At 68.5% G+C, this 18,189-nt stretch carries 16 protein-coding genes; 8 read left to right on the top strand and 8 right to left on the bottom strand.

All coding sequences use genetic code 11. The features are described from left to right. Nucleotides 1-53 precede the first annotated feature (53 nt). The 4 genes from P3102_RS31685 to P3102_RS31670 all read right to left on the bottom strand — a co-directional run bounded on the left by P3102_RS31685 (nt 54) and on the right by P3102_RS31670 (nt 5,554). The gene (locus P3102_RS31685; RefSeq protein WP_276364181.1) at nt 54-1,175 is read right to left on the bottom strand and encodes a cell division protein DivIVA; all 1,122 of its coding nucleotides are present in this window, start codon (nt 1,173-1,175) and stop codon (nt 54-56) included. 118 nt (nt 1,176-1,293) lie between these two features. Continuing rightward, entirely contained in the window at nt 1,294-3,285 is a 1,992-nt protein-coding gene (locus tag P3102_RS31680) for an SDR family oxidoreductase (RefSeq protein WP_276364180.1), read from the bottom strand. 99 nt (nt 3,286-3,384) lie between these two features. Then, the gene (locus P3102_RS31675; RefSeq protein ID WP_276364178.1) at nt 3,385-4,074 is read right to left on the bottom strand and encodes a class F sortase; all 690 of its coding nucleotides are present in this window, start codon (nt 4,072-4,074) and stop codon (nt 3,385-3,387) included. Between the two features lie 10 nt (nt 4,075-4,084). Beyond that, complete coding sequence (locus P3102_RS31670; RefSeq protein WP_276364177.1) at nt 4,085-5,554, bottom strand: SpaA isopeptide-forming pilin-related protein; 1,470 nt, start codon at nt 5,552-5,554, stop codon at nt 4,085-4,087. 316 nt (nt 5,555-5,870) lie between these two features. Here P3102_RS31670 and P3102_RS31665 point away from each other — a divergent pair, with 316 nt between their 5' ends. The 3 genes from P3102_RS31665 (at nt 5,871) to P3102_RS31655 (ending at nt 7,991) form a co-directional block, all read left to right on the top strand. Then, complete coding sequence (locus P3102_RS31665; protein WP_276364175.1) at nt 5,871-6,710, top strand: Bax inhibitor-1/YccA family protein; 840 nt, start codon at nt 5,871-5,873, stop codon at nt 6,708-6,710. Nucleotides 6,711-6,786: 76 nt separating this feature from the next. Next, nucleotides 6,787-7,308, top strand: coding sequence for a hypothetical protein (locus P3102_RS31660; RefSeq protein WP_276364174.1), 522 nt, complete (start codon nt 6,787-6,789; stop codon nt 7,306-7,308). A 101-nt stretch (nt 7,309-7,409) separates the two neighbouring features. Next, entirely contained in the window at nt 7,410-7,991 is a 582-nt protein-coding gene (locus P3102_RS31655; RefSeq protein ID WP_276364172.1) for a hypothetical protein, read from the top strand. A 151-nt stretch (nt 7,992-8,142) separates the two neighbouring features. Here P3102_RS31655 and P3102_RS31650 read toward each other — a convergent pair whose 3' ends face one another. Further along, the gene (locus P3102_RS31650) at nt 8,143-9,363 is read right to left on the bottom strand and encodes an acetyl-CoA C-acetyltransferase (protein WP_276364171.1); all 1,221 of its coding nucleotides are present in this window, start codon (nt 9,361-9,363) and stop codon (nt 8,143-8,145) included. 280 nt (nt 9,364-9,643) lie between these two features. Here P3102_RS31650 and P3102_RS31645 point away from each other — a divergent pair, with 280 nt between their 5' ends. The 5 genes from P3102_RS31645 (at nt 9,644) to P3102_RS31625 (ending at nt 15,220) form a co-directional block, all read left to right on the top strand. Further along, the gene (locus P3102_RS31645) at nt 9,644-11,014 is read left to right on the top strand and encodes a cystathionine beta-synthase (protein ID WP_276364169.1); all 1,371 of its coding nucleotides are present in this window, start codon (nt 9,644-9,646) and stop codon (nt 11,012-11,014) included. A 233-nt stretch (nt 11,015-11,247) separates the two neighbouring features. Beyond that, nucleotides 11,248-12,681 (top strand): hypothetical protein, encoded by a 1,434-nt coding sequence (locus tag P3102_RS31640; protein ID WP_276364167.1) that lies wholly within the window; start codon nt 11,248-11,250, stop codon nt 12,679-12,681. A gap of 114 nt (nt 12,682-12,795) precedes the next feature. Then, entirely contained in the window at nt 12,796-13,383 is a 588-nt protein-coding gene (locus tag P3102_RS31635) for a hypothetical protein (RefSeq protein WP_276364166.1), read from the top strand. Between the two features lie 43 nt (nt 13,384-13,426). Then, complete coding sequence (locus P3102_RS31630; RefSeq protein ID WP_276364164.1) at nt 13,427-14,011, top strand: hypothetical protein; 585 nt, start codon at nt 13,427-13,429, stop codon at nt 14,009-14,011. A 51-nt stretch (nt 14,012-14,062) separates the two neighbouring features. Next, a complete protein-coding gene (locus P3102_RS31625; RefSeq protein WP_276364163.1) occupies nt 14,063-15,220 on the top strand; it encodes a cystathionine gamma-synthase in 1,158 nt (385 codons plus the stop codon). A 130-nt stretch (nt 15,221-15,350) separates the two neighbouring features. Here the strand turns inward: P3102_RS31625 and P3102_RS31620 are convergent, their stop codons facing one another. From P3102_RS31620 to P3102_RS31610, 3 genes are all read right to left on the bottom strand, one after another. Further along, a complete protein-coding gene (locus P3102_RS31620; RefSeq protein WP_276364161.1) occupies nt 15,351-15,629 on the bottom strand; it encodes a hypothetical protein in 279 nt (92 codons plus the stop codon). A gap of 121 nt (nt 15,630-15,750) precedes the next feature. After that, complete coding sequence (locus tag P3102_RS31615) at nt 15,751-16,602, bottom strand: ferredoxin (protein ID WP_276364160.1); 852 nt, start codon at nt 16,600-16,602, stop codon at nt 15,751-15,753. Nucleotides 16,603-16,613: 11 nt separating this feature from the next. Then, nucleotides 16,614-18,170 carry a TNT domain-containing protein gene (locus P3102_RS31610; RefSeq protein ID WP_276364158.1) on the bottom strand — a complete coding sequence of 519 codons (1,557 nt, stop codon included), beginning with the start codon at nt 18,168-18,170 and terminating at the stop codon, nt 16,614-16,616. Nucleotides 18,171-18,189: the final 19 nt, after the last annotated feature.

Below are 18,189 nucleotides of genomic sequence, written 5' to 3'. Positions count from 1 at the left end.
CACCACTTCCTCAAGGAGAGTGATAGCAAAGGTCCCTTGCTCCTTCGCGCAGGTCAGGAGCCGGTTTTGGCCGGTGACGGCTTCTGGCCGTTCGGCTTCTGGCCGTTCTGCTCGTTCTGTCCGTTCTTCGGCGCAGCGGCGGCAGGCGCCGAAGAAGCGCGCTTCGCGGGAGCGGGTTTGGCGGATGCCGGAGGGGTGGCCTTCGACGCGAGCGGCTCGGCGGGCTTGCCTGCCGGCTTGGTCTCCTCAGCCTTGCTGTCGCCGCCGACGAGCTTGGAGGCGTGCGGGATCACCGACTCCTCGGGCAGGGCGGCGAGCAGCGCCTCGCTGCCTTTCAGGACCTCGTCGGCCTGCTGCAGGCTCTTGCGGGCCTGCTCGCGGATCTCCGCCAGCCGCTCGACCTTCCGCTGGGCGGTCGTCGTGCGCTGGGCGGCTGTCGTGGTGGCCTCATCGAGACGGCGTTTGGCCTCGGCCGTGGCCTCGTCGACGCGGCGCTTGGCCTCCGCGGTGGCCTCCGCGATCCGGCGTTCGGCCTGATTCTTGCTGGCCGTCTGCTGGTCGGCGATGTGCTTTTCGTGCGAGGCGCGCTGAGCCGCGATCGTCTGCTCGAACTCGCGCTCGATCTTCCGGCGCTTGCGCTCGGCCTCGTTGTCCAGCAGTTCCCGGCGCTGGGCGGCCTCGACGGTCAGCCGCTGGACCTCGGCCCGCGTTTCGGCGAGCGCGGATTCGTGTTCGGAGTGCAACGCGTCCGCCTGCTTGTCCAGCTCGGCGACGAGCCGGGTGTAGCGCTCACGGAGTTTCTTCGAGGCCTCGCTCGAAGACGCCCAATGCTTCTCCGCCGCGACTTCGGCACGCTTAGTGATCTCTTCCGCGCGCGCCTGAGCGAGCGTGACGGTGCGCTGCATCCGCTCGTCGAGATCTTCGAGCCGCTCCGGCGGCTTCTTCAGCTCCTCGATCCTGGCGTTCAGCTTCGCCACCTCGTGGCGGACGGTTTCGAGTTCACGGGTGGCCGAGGTCGCCTGCGTGATCGCGGCGTCGCGGTCGGTGATCACGCGACGCAGCTGGGCTTCGAGATGATCCAGATACTGGCGCACTTCGTTCCGGTCGAAGCCGTGCCAGGCCTGGGTGTACTCGCGCCGCAGGGGCAACAGGCCGTTGTCTCGCTCGGGAACCATGGTCACGACGGTACCTGCGTACCGGGCGTCGCCGTTGCCAGGCTTGGTGATTCACCGACGTGTGTTGGCTCTCAGCTGGGATTCCTCACCTGAACGGCCGCCACCCGTGTGCGCAGTGTCACCAATGGAAGCCGCGGCTGAGCCGGGCGAGCGCCATCGCCGCCCGGGACAGATGCTGTTCGCCTTTCCCGATTTTGAGACCGCCCTCGCCGCCCGCGGCCGCGGAGTCCGGGAACACGCGGAATCCTTGGTAGGCCACGGCATCCGTGAGTCCCGGCGTGAGGGTGTACGCGAGCCCGATCGCCTGTCCGGCAGGCGTGCCGATGTGCTTCGGGCGTTCTTTCAGTGCCTTCATCACCATGTCCGCGGCCTGATCCGGGGATTTGGTCGGAAACGCGTCATAGATCTTCGTCGGCCGGATCATCGGCGTGCGCACGAGTGGCATGTGGATGGTCGTGAAGGTGATCCCGTCACCGTGGGTCTCGGTCGCGGCGATCCGCGAGAAGTAGTCCAAAGCGGCCTTCGAAGCCGCATATGCCGAAAAGCGCGGTGCGATTCCCTGCACGCCGATCGACGAGACGTTGATGATATGCCCGAATTTCCGCTCGGACATATGCGGCAGCACCGCGAGGATCAGCCGCACCGCGCCGAAGTAGTTGATCGCCATCGCGCGTTCGTAGTCGTGGAACCGGTCGTACGACAGTTTGATCGACCGCCGGATCGACCGGCCGGCGTTGTTCACGAGCATGTCGATCCGGCCGTGCTCGGCGAGCATCGCGTCGACGGCCTTGTGCACCGACTCCTCGTCGGTCAGGTCGGCCGGGTACACCGACGCCGTGCCGCCCGCGGCGATGATCTCGTCCCGCACTTCTTCGAGTTCGTGACGGCGCCGCGCCACGAGCAGCGGCACCCCGCCCGCGGCCGCGACCTTGATCGCGGTCGCCCGGCCGATACCCGAAGACGCGCCGGTGATGATCACGCGGCGGCCGTCCAGTTCCCCGCGCGGGCCGTGCTTGCGGGCACGGAACGGGTCGAGGTGCTCACGCCAGTAGCGCCAGAGCGTGGGCGCGTAGTCCTCGATCCTGGGCACCTCGACACCCGAGCCGATGAGCGCCTTGCGCGTCGACGCCGACGAGAACACCGACGGGAACGCCATGGTGTCCAGCAGCACCGGCGGGATGCCGAGCCGTTCCAGCACGGCGTCGCGCGCGATCGTGAAACCGGGGATGTGCTCGCTCAGTTTCACCAGGTTGACGATGCCCTTGGACAAGCGGTCGTTGAGCTGCACGGAGATCGTCGGCGCGCCCGCAGCCTTGGCGAAGGCGTTGTAGACCGAGACGACCGGCTGCGGTTCCGGGTTGACCAGGTGGAACGCGCGCCCGTCGAGCCCCTTCGTGGTGACCAGGGCGTTCAGCGCTTCGGCGACGTAGTCGACCGGGACGACGTTGGTGTCGCCGAGGTCGGGGCCGACGATCGGCACGTCAGGCAGCCCGGCGAGCCTGTCGATCGCGGGGAACAGGTAGTACGGCCCGTCGATCTTGTCCATCTCGCCGGTCGCGGAGTCCCCGACGACGACCGCGGGCCGGTACACCCGCCACGGTACGTCCTGCTGTTCGCGTACGAGGCGCTCCGCCTCGAACTTCGTGCGGTGGTACGGCGTGAGGAGCCGCTGGCCGACGTCGAACATCTCCTCGGTGAACATGCCTTCGTGGTCCCCCGCGACGGCGACCGAGGACACGTGGTGCAGGCAGCCCGCGTTCAGTTCGGCGGCGAGCGCGATCGCCTGCGCGGTGCCTTCGACGTTGGCCTTGATGCTGGCTTCGTCATCGGCGGTGAGGTCGTAGAGGGCGGCGAGGTGCACGACGTGATCGACGCCGCGAAGCATCTCTCGCTCCTCTTCGCCGACGCCGAGCAGTGGTTCGCCGAGGTCGCCGGTGACAAGGGTGACGCGTTCGGGATGCGGCCAGGCGTTCACGAGTTTCGCCAGTTTGTCCCGTGAGGACACGCGGACGACGAGCGCGACCTTCTCGACGTCCTCCCTGGTGAGCAGCAGCCGGGTGAAGTGGCGCCCGATCAGTCCGGTCGCCCCGGTCACCAGAAAAGTCGCCATGTGCCTCACCCTTCACCGTGTTCGCCCGCGTCCACCGGCATTGTGCTGTATGACGACGGCGAGGACCACCAAGACAGCGGCGAAGTTACTTGCGGGTAGCTAGGCCGGGTCGGCGATGACGACCCGGTTCTCGGCGTAGCCGGTCTCTCCGCCGACCCAGCGGCCGCCGCAGGTCACGAGGACTATCCGAGGTGGACCGGACTGGCCGAACAGTTCGTCCGCCCGCTGTGGCAGTTCGTTCTTCTTCAGCGTGATCAGCTGGGAAACCCTGTACCGCCAAGACTTCCCGGCCTTGTCCACCACGGTGACGGTGCCGCCGATCCGCTCTGTCCACAGTTCCGCGAACGGACCCGTCGCGCCCTTCCAGTTCACGTGCCCGGCGAACACGCTCGCGCCGGTGGCCGCGCTCAGTTCGGCGCCCCACCAGGTCACCTCGCCGAGGTTCTCCGGCACCGGAAGCTCCGCGCCCGGCCCGAGTTCCTTGCGCACGAGTTTCGCCGCGCCGCCGGCGGGCAGCTGGATGGTCCCCGGCCCCTGGGGTTTCGGAGGCTCGGGAGCCTTCGAGGACGGCGGTGGCGAAGCGGCCGTCGGCGTCGTGGGAACGATGTCCGGCGAAGGCGGCACCTCCTGCTGCGCGGGCGCGGCCGGGGCGCCGCCCGCGACGGCGACGGAGACGGGCTGAGCCGTCCCCGCCACCACGGTCGTCGGCGGCCAGATGATCAAGGCCGCGACGAGGTCCGCGCACAGGACCGTGACGGCTCCCAGCGCGAACCCGCGTCGTACTGACATTCCCGGATCCTTAACGTCGCGAAGACCGCCGCGCGGCCACGCCCACCATCACCGAACCGAGCAGCGCGAGCGCGCCGACGCCGAGGATCCCGGCGGTCGACGCCGAGTTCTCGACGGTGCCCTGCATCATCGCCACCGGCCGGTCGCCGGCGGGGATGGCGCGCGGTACCTCGTTGGGCGTGTTGGCGACCTCGAGCGCCAGCGTCTCGCCCGGCTTGAGCTCGCCGCAGGCGGACGACGGATTCTTCGGGTCGAACGCGTTGGTGTAGCCCGGCGGCGCGCTGACCTCGACCACGCAGATCTCCTGCGGGGTCCGCAGGTTCTCCACGGTGACCGTGCCGTTCTCGCCCTCGGTGGTGACGACGGCGGGTTTGCCGTCGGCACCGTTGAGCGGTTTGCCGTCGTGGCCGGCGGCGGCGGTGGCCTTGTCCTTGGCGGTGATCCGCAGCGCGGCGCCCGCGATGCCCTTGTCGGTCTTCGCGTCGACCTTGGTCACCTGGACCTTGCCCGGCTTCGAGACGACCGCGACACCCTGAGCCTTCAGTTCCTTCTCGCCGCCGGTCGAGACCACCTTCTGCACGCCGGTCTCGACGGGGAACTGCACGTACGGCCGGTCCGCGGGGGCGGACAGTGAGCTGGACAGCTTCGGCTGGTCACCGGTCGGTGTCACCTTCACCGTGACGGTGCCGTCCTCGCCGGTCTTCACCGTGGTGGCCTTCACGGACTTGGCGTTCGAGGTCGACGCGGGCTTCGTGCTCTCGCCGCTTTCGACGGTCGCGTTCGACGGTGTGAGCTGCACCGGCACGCCGGAGACGCCCTTGCCCTTGGCGTTCTTGACGCTGATCGTCCACTCGCCCGCGGTGCCGATGTGCTGGTCTTCCTTCGGTGGCGCGATCGCGGTGGTCCACGGGCCGCGGTTCGCCTCGGCGTCCTTGGTCAGCTTCTCGACGGCCGTGGCGGCGTCGGCGTGCTGCGCCTTCAGCTTGGCGAGTTGGTTCTGGACGTCGTAGCCGATCTTCTCCTTCGAGAGGGTCGGCTTGAGATCCTCGGATGAACGTGGTTTCGAAGTCCACGAGTGCAGCAGGTGCGCGAGCGCTGCGGCCTCGGCGTTGTCCCGGGTGCCGCCGTAGCGAAGCAGCAGGTAAGAGATGTTGGCGGCGGTGTCCTCGGGGAGCTTCGCGCCCCACTTGTCGAGGAGTTCGTCACCGGGCTGGTACTTCTCGTTCGTGTCCGGCGCCTTCAACTGGAAGGAGACGCAGAACACGTGCTTTCCGTCGACGACGTAGGAACCGAGCCAATCGCGGTCTCTGGATTCGCCGCCGACCGTCTGGCCGGGCGTGACCTGATAGCCGACGCCTTCTTCCTTGGCGGCCGAGGCCGGTGCCGCCGCGACGGTGGCGGACAAAGCGCCGAGCAGGCACGTCGCGATCAGGCTGGTCGAGGCGCGCGAACGCACGCTCGGGCGTGTGGTCCACCCCATGGTGTGTTGACTCCTTTGGCCGTGCGCTGCCCTCGACGCCTTTACGTCGACGCAGATCACACGATCGATAGGTTCCCCGACACGCCTCCGGTGATTACCCGGACACGCACCGTGGGAGGGTCGCGTGTGATCAGCGGTTTTGGCAAGAGGTCATCAGGTGGGGTATCGGTGAACGGTCGGTGATCTCCGCCGCATACGGTGTGGGGGATGGGCCTCACGCCGAATGTGAGTAAAGTCGTCTTTACTCCGACGGGAACCGGGCGGCCCACGCGGTCGTTGAACCCGATGCAGGTGCCAGTATATCCAGGAGGATCAGGTGCGATCCAGTAGCAACCCGGCGTTCCGGAACCTGCCGCGTGGTGCGGCGGAGTACGGACCCAACGTAGGCTTCAACCAACCCCAGGGCGGCGTGCCCGGCTACGGCCCTCCGCAGACCTCCGCCGGTGCCGGCGACCGTCCGATGACCGTCGACGACGTCGTCATCAAGACGGCGCTGAGCCTCGGCACCGCGCTGGTGACCGGTGTGCTCACCGCGATCTGGGCGATCAGCCAGATCCCGATGTCGGCGTCCGGCAAGATCCTGGGCATCCCCGGTGCCGTGATCGGCGCGCTCGTCGGCTCGATGATCGTCGGCCTGGTGATTTCGCTGGTGATCATCTTCAAGAAGATGCCGAGTGGCCCGCTCACGCTGGCGTACTCGGCCGTCGAGGGTGTCTTCCTCGGTGCGATCAGCGGCCTGTTCGAAGCGCTGTACCCCGGTATCGCGTTGCAGGCGATCGTCGGTACCGCCGGTGTCTTCATCGCGATGCTGGTCGTCTACAAGACGGGTGCGGTCAAGGTCACCCCGAAGTTGACGAAGTGGATCATCGGCGCCGTGGTCGGCGTGGCGATCATGATGCTGGTCAACCTCGTCACCAGCCTCTTCTTCGGTTTCAACCCGCTGCGTGACGGCGGTCCGATCGCGATCATCTTCAGCCTCGTGGTGATCGGTGTCGCGGCGTTCAGCTTCCTGCTCGACTTCGACCAGGCCGACCGGATGATCCGCGAAGGCACGCCCTCGAAGTGGTCCTGGTACGTCGCCTTCGGCCTGATGACCACGCTGGTCTGGCTGTACCTCGAGATCCTGCGGTTGCTGTCTTACTTCCAGAGCGACTGACCGTAGTCACACTCCGCGAAAGGGCGCTCCGAGCGATCGGGGCGCCCTTTTCCGTGGTGGCGAATACCCTGCTGACATGACCGAACACAGGCGTTCCAAATGGTTCTGGGTGGGCATCCTGGTGCCGGTCGCGATCGTGGTCCTCAGCGCGTCGTCGTGGATCGTCGGGTACCTGTCCACCACGGACGATGTCCGGGAGGGTGATTGCTACGCGGTCACGACGTTCGGTGACGTCGACGAGGATCCGGTCAAGGCGGACTGCGGCTCGGTCGAGGCCAATGCGAAGGCAGGGGTGAAGACCGACGCCGGCGGCGCGTGCCCGGCGGGTGAGTACGACCAGCTCATTGTCGACAAGACGTTCGCCTCGTACAAGCTCTGCATGATGCTCAACGCCAAGCAGGGCGACTGCCTCGAGAACTTCTTGGCCGACAGCGTGGCCTATCAGAAGGTCTCCTGCTCGGATTCCGCGCGGGACGCGGAGGTTCTGAAGGTGGTCGACGGTGTCGCGACTTGCGAAGACACCGCAGCGACGCATCTCAAGAGCTACTCGACTCCGCCGTCGACAGTCTGCGTGAAGAGCACCAAACAGCCGGCTTGAGCAGGGCAATTCACTCTTTCGGGGCCCGGTTGGCGGGGCTGGTTACCGTGCGTGTTTGATACCGAAGTTCTCATTCCTCTTCACACCTGTGAGGTTTTTCGGTGACCACTTCCCAGCCGGCCCCTGGGGGCCAAATGCCGGTGGGACAACCCGACGCTTCCGGTCAGCCGGCGGCGCCCAAGAAGTCCAAGCTCGGTTGGCTGCGCTTCGCCATCCCGGTGCTCGTCGTCGTGATCGGCGGCGGTCTTTTCCTGTTCAACCACTTCTCCGGGACGGGCAACGCCCAGGCAGGCGAATGCCTCAGCGTGACCGAGTTCTCCCGGACGGCCGACGACCCGAAGAAGGCCGATTGCGGCGCGCAGGAGGCGAACGTCAAGATCGCCGCGCGCGTGGGCGGCGACGAGGCCTGCCCGGAGGGCGACTACGACAGCATCTCGATGTCCGGCCGGATCTCGTACAAGCTGTGCCTGCTCCCCAACGTCAAGCAGGGTGACTGCCTCAAGGGCTACCTGTCGAAGACCGCCGGCTACCAGAAGGTCGCCTGCACCGATCCCGCCAAGGACGCGGAACTGGTGAAGATCGCCAACGCCGCGGACCAGGCGTCCTGTGAGGGCACCGAAGCGACGCGAGTGGCGGTGTACTCGACGCCGCCGACCACGATCTGCATCAAGGCGGCGGAGTAACCGCAGGCACGTGAAGGCCCCTTTCCTCGGCTCGGCTGAGGGAAGGGGCCTTCTTGCGCGCAGGGGGAGCAAGGGACCTTTGCTATCGCTTCTCTCGACGTCGAGACAAACGGTAGCAAAGGTCCCTTGCTCCTTTTCGCAGGTCAGGACGTCAGGAGAGGCGTTCCAGGACCATCGCCATGCCCTGGCCGCCGCCGACGCACATCGTCTCGAGGCCGAACTGCTTGTCGTGGTGCCGCAGCGAGTTGATCAGCGTGGAGGTGATCCGCGCGCCGGTCATGCCGAACGGGTGCCCCACGGCGATCGCACCACCGTTGACGTTCAGCCGGTCGAGGTCGATCCCGAGGTCCTTGTAGGACGGGATGACCTGCGCGGCGAACGCCTCGTTGATCTCGACGAGGTCGATGTCGCCGATCGCCATCCCGGCGCGCGCGAGCGCCCGCTTCGACGCCTCTACCGGGCCGTAGCCCATGATCTCCGGCGACAACCCGGAGACACCGGTCGAGACGACGCGGGCCAGCGGCGTCAGACCCAGCTCGCGAGCCTTGGTGTCGGACATGATGATCAAGGCGGCGGCACCGTCGTTGAGCGCGCAGCAGTTGCCCGCGGTGATCCGGCCGTCGGGGCGGAAGACCGGCTTGAGGCCGGAGACGCCTTCGAGGGTGACGCCGGCGCGCGGGCCGTCGTCCTTCGAGACCACGGTGCCGTCCGGCAGGGTGACCGGGGTGATGTCGTCGGCCCAGAAGCCGTCCGCGATGGCCTTCTCGGCGAGGTTCTGCGAGCGGACGCCGAACTCGTCCATTTCCTCACGCGACACGTTCTTCAGCCGCGCCAGGTTTTCGGCGGTCTGGCCCATCGCGATGTAGACGTCCGGCAGGGCGCCGTTCTCGCGCGGGTCGGTCCAGCTGTCGGCCCCTTCGGCTGCAACCTGCGCGGTGCGGGCCTCGGCGTCGGCGAACAGCGGGTTGTGCGTGTTCGGCCACGAGTCCGAGCTGCCGTTGGCGAAACGGGACACGGTCTCGACACCGGCGGAGATGAACACGTCACCTTCGCCGGCCTTGATCGCGTGCAGCGCCATGCGGGTGGTCTGGAGGCTGGAGGAGCAGTACCGCGTGATCGTGCAGCCGGGCAGGTGGTCGTAACCGAGTTCGACGGCGACCGCGCGGCCCATGTTGAAGCCCTGTTCGCCACCGGGGAGACCACAGCCCAGCATGAGGTCTTCGATCTGCGTCGGGTCGAGTTCGGGGATCTTGTCGAGCGCGGCGCGGACCATCTGCGCGGTGAGGTCGTCCGGGCGGATGCTCACCAGCGATCCCTTGCCGGCGCGGCCGATCGGGGATCGGGCGGTGGAGACGATGACGGCTTCGGGCATGGAACGACACTCCCTTGTTCTCGATCCAGATGCGCTAAGCGGTTGCTCACCTCGCATCCTCCACCGGAGGGAGGTGCGGGTCAAAGGCGAACGCGACCCACGCCACTCTTTTCGCCTGCGCTGTTCGACCGCGCTGTTCGACCGCGTTGTCGGACTGGGCTGTCGGACTGCGCAGTCGGACTGGGCTGTCGGACTCAGCAGTCGGACTGAGCTGTTCCGCTGCGGTTTCCCCGCCCGGTTGAGTGGACACAGCACGACCTGCGGCGTTTAGGCTGTAGGAGTGGAATACGTCGAGCACATCGTGGACCTCGTGGGCAACACCCCTCTGGTCAAGCTGAACGCACTGGCCGAGGGGCTGCAACCGCTCATCCTGGCCAAGGTCGAGTACGTCAACCCCGGCGGCAGCGTCAAGGACCGCATCGCGCTGCGGATGATCGAAGCCGCGGAGCGTTCGGGCGCGCTGAAGCCCGGCGGCACCATCGTCGAGCCGACCTCCGGCAACACCGGCGTCGGGCTGGCCATGGTGGCTCAGCGCAAGGGGTACCAGTGCGTGTTCGTCTGCCCGGACAAGGTCAGCGAGGACAAGCGCAACGTGCTCAAGGCCTACGGCGCCCGCGTCGTGGTCTGCCCGACGGCGGTGGCGCCGGAGCATCCGGACTCCTACTACAACGTCTCCGATCGCCTCGTCCGCGAAATCGAGGGCGCTTGGAAGCCGAACCAGTACGCCAACCCGGAGAACCCCGCCAGCCACTACCACTCGACCGGGCCGGAACTCTGGCGCCAGACCGAAGGCAAGATCACGCACTTCGTCACGGGTGTCGGCACGGGCGGCACGATCTCGGGCACCGGCAAGTACCTCAAGGAGGTCAGCGACGGCCGCGTGCAGGTCATCGGCGCGGACCCCGAAGGCTCGGTGTACTCCGGCGGGACCGGGCGCCCGTACCTCGTGGAGGGCGTCGGTGAGGACTTCTGGCCGGACACCTACGACCGGGACATCGCCGACCGGATCATCGCGGTGTCGGACGCGAACTCCTTCGACATCACCCGCCGCCTCGCCCTCGAAGAGGGACTGCTCGTCGGCGGTTCGTGCGGGATGGCCGTCGCCGCCGCGCTCAAGCTCGCCGAGGGCCTCGGTCCGGACGACGTCGTCGTCGTGCTCCTGCCCGACGGCGGCCGCGGCTACCTCACCAAGGTGTTCAACGACGGCTGGATGTCCTCCTTCGGCTTCCTGCCGCCGGATTCCAGCGGTGCCACCGTCGGCGACGTCCTGATGAAGAAGAGCGGCTCGCTGCCGAGCCTCGTGCACAGCCACCCGAACGAGACGGTCGCCGAAGCGGTGTCGATCCTCTCCGAGTTCGGCGTCAGCCAGATGCCCGTGGTCAGCGCGGAACCGCCGGTCATGGCGGCCGAGGTCGTCGGCGCGGTCAACGAACGCGACCTGCTCGAAGCGCTCTTCACCGGCAAGGCCCAGTTGGCCGACCGGCTCGAGCAGCACATGTCGCCGCCGCTGCCGACCATCGGCGCCGGCGAACAGGTGAGCGCGGCGATGAACGCGCTCTCGGGCGCGGACGGCGCGTTGGTGCTGGTCGACGGCAAGCCGGCGGGGGTCGTCACCCGGCAGGACCTGCTCGCGTTTCTCGCGGGACGGTAAAGAGGCATTCCATCGAATGGCCGGGCCGGGGCGTTACGAGCGGCCCACCCGGCTATCCGATAGCGTGTCGGGTGAGTTGAACTTTTATGTCCTCGTCTAGGGGGTTCAAGACCCAAATGAGTGCTCCGCAGCCACCGAATCAGCCTTGGGGTGGCGCCCAGCCATCGCAGGGACCCCCGAGTGGCCCTCAGCCGCAGCAAGACAACCCGTTCGGTTCCCCGGAACCGACCCAGGTGGTGCAGCCCGGCCAGCCGCCCCAGCCCGACTACGGGCAACCGCAGTACGGGCAGCAGCCTTCCTATGAGCAGCCCCAGGGTGGCGGGTTCGGCGACACGCCGGAGCCCACTCAGGTCGTGCAGCCGGCCCAGCCCGGTTCCGGTGATTCGAGCGCGACCCAGGTCGTGCAGCCGATGAGCGGTGGCGGGGAATCGCCCACCGCCGAGTCCACCCAGCTCGTGCCGCCGGGTTCGCAGCCGCCCGCCATCCCGTACGCCCCGCCGCCGAGCGCGGCCGACAACCCGGCCGCCGGTGCCTATGGCGCCCAGGGTGGCGGTTTCGGTCAGCCGCAAGGCTTCGGCGGGCCCCAGCAGGGCGGGTTCGACCCGTCGCAGGGCCAGCAGCAGCCCGGCTTCGGCCAGCCGCAGCAGGGCTTCGGCGGACCGCCGCAGGGCGGCTTCGGCCAGCAGCCCGGTTTCGGCGGGCCTCCGCAGGGTTACGGCCCCGCCGGTGGTGCCGGCGGCGCCAACCCGCTGTTCGGGTTCATCGCCGGTGGCCTCGTCGGCCTTCTCGGTCTTCTGGCGCTCATCTTCACCTTTGTCTACTTCGGTGACGCGAGCGACTTCTCCGAAGGCGTCGACAATCAGGCCTCCAAGATCGGCGAAGAGTCCGTCAACAAGGCTCTCGACCAGTTCGGCCTGGCTTCGCCAGGGACCGTCTGGCTCTACGTGATCCTGCTGCTGGTCGCGTCGATCGTCGCGACGGCGGCCGGTGCCGGTCTCGCGCTGGCCGGCAAGCTCCCGGCCTCGCTCAAGAAGATCGTGCCGATCGCGGTCGCCGTGGGCGGCGCGCTGCTGCTCCTCTTCGGCATCCTGCTCCTGGGTGCCACGACCGCGTCGGGCGATGGCGTCCCGAGCGAGGTCAGTATCGGGATCGGCCTGCCACATCTGATCTTCGGCATCCTGATCCTGATCGTTGGGGTGCTGGGCCTGATCCCGGCGACCGCGCGGTTCGTCGGTCTCGGTGGCGGCGGTTCGGTGCTCGGTGGCCCGCAGAGCGGCCAGCCCGGTGGTTTCGGCGGTCCGCCGCAGGGCGGCTTCGGTCAGCCCGGTCAGCCCGGTCAGCCCGGTCAGCCCGGTCAGTACGGCCAGCCGCAGCCGGGTCACTACGGCCAGCCGCAGCAAGGTCAGTACGGTCAGCACGGCCAGGCCGGTCCGCCCTCGGGTGGTTTCCCGCAGCAGGGGCAGCCTGGTGGTTTCGGGCAGCAGCCGGGCCAGCAGGGTCCGTCCGGCGGTGGTTTCGGCCAGCCCGGTCAGCCGCCGCAGGGTGGCTTCGGCCAGCCTCAGCAGCAGCCCGGCGGTTTCGGGCAGCAGCCCGGTCAGCAGGGGCCGCCCAGCGGCGGGTTCGGTCAGCCGGGTCAGCAGCCCGGTCAGCCGCCGCAGCAGTGGTGATTCGCCACCACTGAACGGTTTCGCTCAGGACGCCCCCGGCCCGTCGGCCGGGGGCGTCCCGCGTTTCCGGATTCGCCTGCCGCGGCCAGGTCCGCGAGGTTAGGGTGAGCGCCGTTGACTCACCCCCTCGCCGACGGGAGCGACGTGACCGGTCCGGACGGATATCCCGCACCGCAGCCCGGACCGGCGGGTTTCGGCCATCCCGCGCGGCAGGCCCGGCCCTCCGGTGTGACGGCGATCGTCGCCGCGGTGCTCGGGCTCCTCGGGGCTCTCGCGTCCGGTTTCATCCCGATCCGCTACTTCATCAGACTCTCGTCGGGCCTCAGCCTCTCGAACCTGCCCGGCTTCGCGCTCGTCGAGCTGGTGCTCTACCTGCTCGCCGCGTTGTTCCTGCTGATCGGCGCGTTGACGACGTTCTTCCGGTCGGTGATCGGTGCCGTCCTGCTGATCCTCGGCTCACTGCTCGCCATCGCGGCCGTCGCGCTGGAGCCGGTCGCGTTCCGCGTGCCGTACCGGATCCACCTCGACATCCTGCTCCGGTTCGCGACCTTCGACGGCGTGCTGCGGCTGGCCATGATCGTGTTCGGTCTTCTGGCGCTGCTACTGGCGGCTCTCCCGCCGACGTGGAAGTACCTGCGGCGGCCCGCCCCGGCCCAGCCCTATCGGCCGCGGAACCAGATCCCCCGGCAAGGCGGTCGGTGAGTACTGCGCGCGTCGGCTGACAGGGATTTCGACAGGAGGAAAGATGACTTACCAGCAGTACTCGCCGCAGGGCGGCTATCCGCCACCGGGAACGGCGCGGCAGCCGAGCGGTGCCACCGCGACGATCGCCGGGATCCTCGCGATCCTCGGCGGGCTCTGGTTCCTCGCCGGACTCGCTTTCCACGTCATCTACCTCGTCGATTTCGCGTTTTCGTTCTTCGTGGTCGGCGCGGTGCTCGACTTCCTCTCCGCGGCCTTGCTCTTGAGCGGTGGGATCCTGTTGCTCCTGCGCAAGAGCGCCGGGCGAACGCTCACCGTGATCGGCGCCGGAGCCACGGTCGTGCTCGTGGCCTCGACCTTCCTGCTGCGGGCATTCGGCACGCAGTTCTTTTCGTACAGCGGAGTGACCCTGCGGTTCGGCGTCGGCTGGCTCCTCATCGTGGTGCTGGTCCCGGCGATCGCGACCTTCGTGCTGGCGCTGATCCCGCCGACGGCGCGCTGGTTGGCGGCCAAGAAGCAGTCCTTCCTCGTCCCACCGCCGCACTTCGGCTACTCGCCCCCGCCGCCCGGCTATCCGCCCGCTCCCGGCGCGCACCGGCGGGGCGGGCCACCGACCGGGCAGTGGTGAGTTCAGTCCCAGACCATGGGATCTCGAGCGGGTGGTCGTACCCTGGACCGTATGGCCGACGATTACTCTCTGCTGGGCTTCGAGACACGCGCGATCCACGCCGGGCAGACCCCTGATCCCCGGACCGGTGCGGTCATCGTGCCGATCTACCAGACCTCGACTTACGCGCAGGACGGCGTCGGCGGCACGCGCGAAGGCGACTACGAGTACTCCCGCACCGCGAACCCCACGCGCACCGCGCTGGAGGTCGCGCTCGCGGCGCTCGAAGGCGCCCGGCACGGTCTGGCCTACGCGTCGGGGATGGCGGCCAGTGACGTCCTGCTGCGGGCGACCCTGCGACCCGGTGACCATCTCGTGCTCGGCAACGACGCGTACGGCGGCACGTTCCGGCTGATCGACAAGGTGCTCAGCCTGTGGGGCGTCGAGCACACGGTCGCCGACCTCGGTGACATCGCCGAGGTCCGCGCCGCGCTCCGGCCGGAGACGAAGCTGATCTGGTGCGAGTCGCCGACGAACCCGATGCTGGGGATCGCCGACATCGCCGCGCTGGCCGACGCCGCGCACGGCGCCGGCGCCCGTCTGGTCGTCGACAACACCTTCGCCACCCCGTACCTGCAGAACCCGCTTTCGCTGGGCGCCGACGTCGTCCTGCATTCGACGACCAAGTACCTCGGCGGGCACTCCGACGTCGTCGGCGGCGCGATCCTGACGAACGAGGACGAACTGCGCGAGCAACTGTTCTACCTGCGCAACGCGGCGGGGGCGGTGCCCGGTCCGTTCGACGCGTGGCTCACCCTGCGCGGGATCAAGACCCTCGCGCTGCGGATGGAGCGGCACAGCGACAACGCCGAGCTGATCGCCCGGATGCTGCTGAAGCACCCGAAGGTCGAGCATGTCTACTACCCGGGCCTGCCGGAGCACCCCGGCCACGAGGTCGCTTCGAAGCAGATGCGGCGCTTCGGCGGGATGATCTCGTTCACCCACATCGACGGCGAGCAGGCCGCGCTCGACGTCGCGTCGAAGACGAAGCTGTTCATCCTCGCCGAGTCGCTGGGCGGGATCGAATCGCTCATCGAGCACCCGGGCCGGATGACGCACGCGAGCACCGCCGGATCCACCCTGGAGGTGCCGGACAACCTGGTGCGCCTGTCCGTCGGTATCGAGGACGGCAGCGACCTGGTCGACGATCTGGCCAAGGCCCTGGGCTGACCGCCGCCGAGCCCAGGCGGTAGCAAGGGACCCTTGCTACCGTTAGCGTAGCTACGCCAACCAAGTGACAGCAAAGGTCCCTTGCTCCGTTTACGCTGGTCAGCGCGGTGTGGTGGGAGAAATCGCCCGGTTACGGGCGGAAGTTGCTGGGGGTGACGCCGCTCTTCGCGTCCGCCTCGTGCGAAGTGCCCTGAGGCGCGGCAGGCAGATCTGAACCGTCGATGCAGCCGCCGACGAGTTCGATGTGGTTGTCGTGCCGGATGTACTGGCCCGGGTCCACGCAACCGGCGTGGTCGACCGTGTAGACGGCGGCGCCGGTCAGCAGCGCGGCCGAGGTGAGGGCCAGCACGACCGGGAGCATCCCGGCGGAACGGGTCGCCCGGACCCTGCCGATGTTCCCCCGTGCCATGCGCGCTCCCTGGTCGCCTTCGCCGCCATCGTCAAGAGTACCCGGACGGTGAACTTGTCACGTGACGTATCCATCAGGTGGCATCATCCGGCCGTCCGGACGCCCGCGAACCGCTCTGGTCCTAAGTGGACGGCTGACCGGTGATGGCGGCGATCGCGAGTGCGCGTTCGGGCTCGCCGACCTCGGGCAGGGTGAACCGCAGCGCCCGGATGTGGCCGAGCAGTTCGGGATCGGGCGCGACGTCGTGCTCACGCAGGTAATAGGCGACCGCGCCGGGCCAGTACCACCGGCCGTCCGTGCGGAAGTTCAACGGCACCGACGATTCCCTCTCGGGATCGAAGGCATCGGCGTCGTAGGTCCGCGATGCCAGCACGACCGGGGCGCCGTCGAGGTACTCCAGCACGCGATCCCGTTCGGCGGGGGGCAGCGGCTCGCGATTCACCACCGGGCGCCCGGACTCGTCGAGACCGTCGTAGACCCGCGGCGACTTCAAGGCTTCCGGCGCTTTCGCGGGCGGAGTGGCCACCGGTGCCGGCTCCAGACCCGCCCGCTGCCGCAGCCACGGCGGGAGGTACTGGTCGGCCCGCGGGAAGAACCGGAGTTCGTCCTGGAAACCGATCGGCGGCGGGGTGCGCCGCCAAGCGGGTTCCTGGTCGAGCGTGAAATCGACGGAAGTGCCCTGAACGGCGTCGAAGGTCAGTGTCATTCCCAGCCAGGTGCCCTGGCCGGGCTGGTACATCCCGGCCCGCAGCGTGCCTAGGAGCTGGACCAGTTCCGGAGGCGGTGCGATGGGCTGCGTCGTGCCGTCGGGTCCGGTGATGAGGACGTCGGTCTCCAGGTGCCTGCCGACGGCCCGGTGCTCGGTCCGCAGCCGTCGCCAGCCGGGCGGGGCCATCGACGCGAGACCGTTGCCGATCTGGGCGACGATCTGCTGTTGCTGTTCCGGGCCGAACGGCGCGGGTGGCGTGGTCATCGATGCTCCCCTCAGGTGCGCGGCGGCGGGGGCTGCGTCGTCGCCTGCGGGATCTCCACGAGGGAGCCGTCGGCGAGCAGTTCCGCGATCGAGCGTTCGAGCACGTATACGGTGCCCCCGCCGACCTGGTCGTACCAGGGGATCGGCGACCCGACGATCGCGCGCACGGGACGGAGCGTCCGGTACACGTGGTACTCGAACCGCTGCTCGCCGGCGGGCTGCGATCGATGGGTGAACTCGGTCCGCGCCGCGTAGAGCGTGTTGCCGGAAGGACTGCCGTAGCGGTCCATCTCGGTACCGGGAGGCAGGGTCGCCACCCGTTTCCCGCCGTACAACTGGAGCCCGACGTCGCCGCCGACCGGCTGAATCGGCCAGTCCTCCGTCGGCCGCTTGGCGTCCGGCGGGAGTTCGCCGCGGAAGTCGGCCCGGTTCAGATAGAGGTGCCCGACGAAGTACCGGAGAGCCTTTCGCGCGGTGTCGAAGACGACTTCTTCGAGCCGGTTTTCGCCCTGTGCCTGGAAAACCGCCCAGCGGCCGTCTTCGGCCACGAGACACCAGGCACCGTCGGCCACCTCGCCGACGCGGTACCGGGCCGGGTCCAGTTCCAGTTCGGCGGCCGCGTCAAGGGCCTCCTTGGCGACGGTCTCGGGGTCGTCGTTCCCACCGGAGGCGGCCACGTTGCCGGAACCGAGCCGTTCGTTCAGCCAGTCCGGGACCCTCGCCGGATCGCGGGGGAACGCGGTCAGTTCGGCGGCGAACTCCGAGGCGGGCGGCTCGCCGTCCCAAGCGGGCTGATCGTCCCAGGTGTACTCGTACTCGGCGCTCAGATCGCGCGGGATGTGGGCGACGGCCTGGAACCACGTTCCCCGGCCGGGCCGGTACATCCCGCTCCGGAGTTCGGCCAGGAGCGAGGGCACCTGCTCGGGCAGGTCCCACAGCTGCAAACCGCCGTCGCTCTCCCGGCGGACCATCACCACCGGCTCGGTGTAGCCGCCGATCACGCGGTAGGTCAGCATGATCTGTGCCCAGTCGGTCGGGACGTTCAGCGCGATGACGTTGGCGATCCGGACCCAGAGCCGGTTCTGCTCTTCCGCGTCGAGCGGCTCGGTGCGTTCCCCGTCCGCCGGTTCCGCCACCGGTTGCCCGGCTTCGGCGAGTTTTTCCCGCAACCACGCCGGAACGTGCTCGGCGTCCCGCGGAAACGCCTCCAGGTCCCGCGCCCAGCCGAGGGGGTCGATCGACGGCTGCCACCGCGGATCCCATTCGAGGTTGTGGATGATCCGGAACCGGGTCGGCGGGTCGACGATGAACCGCATCGAGAACCAGGTGCCCTCGCCGTCCTCGTAGTACAGCTCCCGCATCCGGAGCGCGATCCGCACGGCCTCCTGCGGTACCTCGATGGTCGCGTACCCGCCGTCGGACATCAGCACGGCGATCGTGAAGTCGTGCACGTCGATGTTGGCGCGGCAGACCAGGTCGATCCGGCGCCAGCCCTCGGGCGCCGCGTCCGACAGCGCGTACACCATGTCGTACTTCAGCTGCTGGAGCTCTTCCGCGTCACGGGGCATCGGAGCGGTCCCTTTCTGC

This window comes from Amycolatopsis sp. QT-25 (assembly GCF_029369745.1).
Taxonomy (GTDB): domain Bacteria; phylum Actinomycetota; class Actinomycetes; order Mycobacteriales; family Pseudonocardiaceae; genus Amycolatopsis.
The sequence above is the reverse complement of the archived record's forward strand: the minus strand, read 5'-3'. Positions and strand labels throughout refer to the sequence as shown.